The organism is Streptococcus sp., assembly GCF_019414905.1.
In the GTDB taxonomy this organism is placed as follows: domain Bacteria; phylum Bacillota; class Bacilli; order Lactobacillales; family Streptococcaceae; genus Streptococcus.
Window position 1 is genome coordinate 1 of sequence record NZ_DXLC01000133.1, and the last position, 2,690, is coordinate 2,690.

The 2,690-nt window shown below is 41.5% G+C and carries 2 protein-coding genes; both read left to right on the top strand.

From position 1 onward, the window contains the following. Nucleotides 1–1,987: Xaa-Pro dipeptidyl-peptidase (locus QZ359_RS04010; RefSeq protein WP_293960731.1), on the top strand; the 1,987-nt coding region annotated here is incomplete at its 5' end. 18 nt (nt 1,988–2,005) lie between these two features. Beyond that, nucleotides 2,006–2,476, top strand: coding sequence for an arginine repressor (locus tag QZ359_RS04015; protein ID WP_084889551.1), 471 nt, complete (start codon nt 2,006–2,008; stop codon nt 2,474–2,476). Nucleotides 2,477–2,690 lie beyond the last annotated feature (214 nt).

The following is a 2,690-nucleotide window of genomic DNA, read 5'->3' on the forward strand; positions in this document are numbered from 1 at the left end:
CTTCGAAGACAGTGAAGCTTTTCGTAAAGAGACTGGATTTCCTATTGTATACGGTGACTTGATTGAAAATCTCTATCAGTTACTCAATACTCGCACCAAAAAGGGAAATACTCTTATCGACCAACTTGTCAGCGACGGTCTTATTCCTGAGGATAATGACTACCACTACTTTAACGGCAAGAGTTTGGCTACTTTTTCTATCCATGATGTCATTCGTGAAGTGGTCTACGTTGAGTCTCGTGTCGATACTGACCAAAAAGGGCTACCAGACCTAGTCAAGGTCAGCATTATTCGTCCACGTTATGAGGGGCAAATCCCTGCCATCATGACAGCCAGTCCTTATCATCAGGGAACCAATGACAAGGCTAGTGACAAGGCTCTCTACAAGATGGAGGGCGAGCTTGAGGTTAAACCTGCTCATAAGATTGAACTAGAGAAACCTCAATTAAATCTCGTCCAACCTCAAGGCCAAGCTGAGCTTGTGGCTGAAACTGAGGAAAAGCTAAGTCACATCAACTCTAGCTATACACTAAACGACTACTTCCTTCCGAGAGGCTTTGCCAATCTCTATGTCTCAGGTGTTGGTACCAAAGACTCTACTGGTTTCATGACTAATGGCGACTACCAGCAAATCGAAGCTTATAAAAATGTCATTGATTGGCTTAATAGTCGTTGTCGTGCCTTTACCGACCACACGCGTCAGCGTCAAGTCAAAGCTGACTGGTCAAATGGAAAAGTAGCCACAACTGGACTTTCCTATCTTGGAACCATGTCAAATGGGCTTGCGACTACAGGCGTCGATGGTTTAGAGGTTATCATTGCTGAGGCTGGCATTTCTTCATGGTACAACTACTACCGTGAAAACGGTCTGGTGACTAGCCCAGGCGGTTATCCAGGTGAGGACTTTGACTCCCTTGCTGAGTTAACCTATTCTCGTAATCTCTTGGCTGGCGACTATATCTGTGGCAATGAAGCTCACAAAGCTGACTTAGAAAAAGTAAAAGAACAACTGGATCGCAAGACTGGCGACTATAACCAGTTTTGGCATGATCGCAACTATCTGCTCAACGCCCATAAGGTAAAAGCAGAGGTTGTCTTTACCCACGGTTCACAGGATTGGAATGTCAAACCACTTCATGTTTACCAGATGTTTCATGCCCTTCCTACTCATATAAACAAGCATCTCTTTTTCCACAATGGCGCCCATGTGTACATGAACAACTGGCAGTCCATTGACTTCCGTGAATCCATGAATGCTTTGTTGACAAAGAAATTACTGGGACAAGATACAGATTTCCAACTTCCTACTGTTATCTGGCAGGACAATACAGCCCCTCAGACTTGGTTATCACTTGATAACTTCGGTGGGCAAGAAAGCTTTGAATCCTTCTCACTTGGTCAAGAAGAGAAAGTCATTCAAAACCAATACTCAGATAAGGATTTTGAACGCTATGGTAAGACATACCAGACCTTCAATACAGAACTCTATCAAGGGAAAGTCAATCAGATTACTATTGACCTTCCTGTGACCAAAGATCTCCACCTGAACGGTCGCGCTCAGCTCAATCTTCGTATCAATTCCAATACAAACAAGGGGCTCTTATCTGCCCAACTGCTAGAATTTGGGCAAAAGAAATACCTACAACCTTATCCAGCTGTTTTAAGTGCTAGAACCATTGACAACGGACGCTACCACATGTTGGAAAATCTCTGTGAATTGCCATTTAGACCAGAGGCACAACGAGTCGTGACAAAAGGTTACCTCAATTTACAAAATAGAAATGATTTACTGTTAGTAGAGGATATTACTGCAGATGAATGGATGGATGTTCAATTTGAACTACAACCTACTATTTACAAGTTAAAAGAAGGAGATACTCTTCGTTTGGTCCTCTATACGACTGACTTTGAAATCACAATCCGTGACAATACCGACTACCACTTGACTGTCGATCTTGAACAGTCTACTCTTATCCTACCTCACTAAAAAAGGAGTTAAATTATTATGAATAAATCTGAACACCGACACCAACTCATACGAGCTCTTGTAACGAAAAATAAGATTCACACACAAGCTGAGTTACAATCTCTTCTTGCCGATAATGATATTCAAGTTACACAAGCTACACTTTCGAGGGATATTAAAAGTATGAACCTCTCAAAAGTACGAGAAGAAGATAACTCTTACTATGTGCTCAATACAGGCTCTATCTCAAAATGGGAAAAACGTCTTGAACTCTACATGGAAGATGCCCTTGTCTTGATGCGCCCAGTTCAACATCAAGTTCTACTAAAAACCCTTCCTGGACTGGCTCAATCATTTGGTTCTATCATTGATGCTTTGAGTTTCCCTGACGCTATCGCTACCCTCTGTGGTGATGATGTCTGCCTTGTCATCTGTGAAGATGCAGAGGCAGCCCAACATTGCTTTGAAGAGCTGAAACGGTTCGCCCCACCATTTTTCTTTGGTGAATAAACAGAAACTGAACTCAAAAACTGCAAAACTCTCAAAATTTTAAACAGTAGTGAATTGATGTCAGCTAACATCTAGCGAATACAATAGCTTATTCCTAATGAAAAGTGAGCTATGCAGTTTAATAAAACAAAAAAGAGAAATCTATCTCATACATGAGTACAAAAGCTCCCCTTATAGTTTCTAGTGAAAAACAAATATTCACTAGAAACTATAA

What these genes read in the sequence shown, in the direction of transcription:
- QZ359_RS04015 (WP_084889551.1), top strand. Translation starts at nt 2,006, where the DNA reads ATGAATAAATCTGAACACCGACACCAACTCATACGAGCTCTTGTAACG.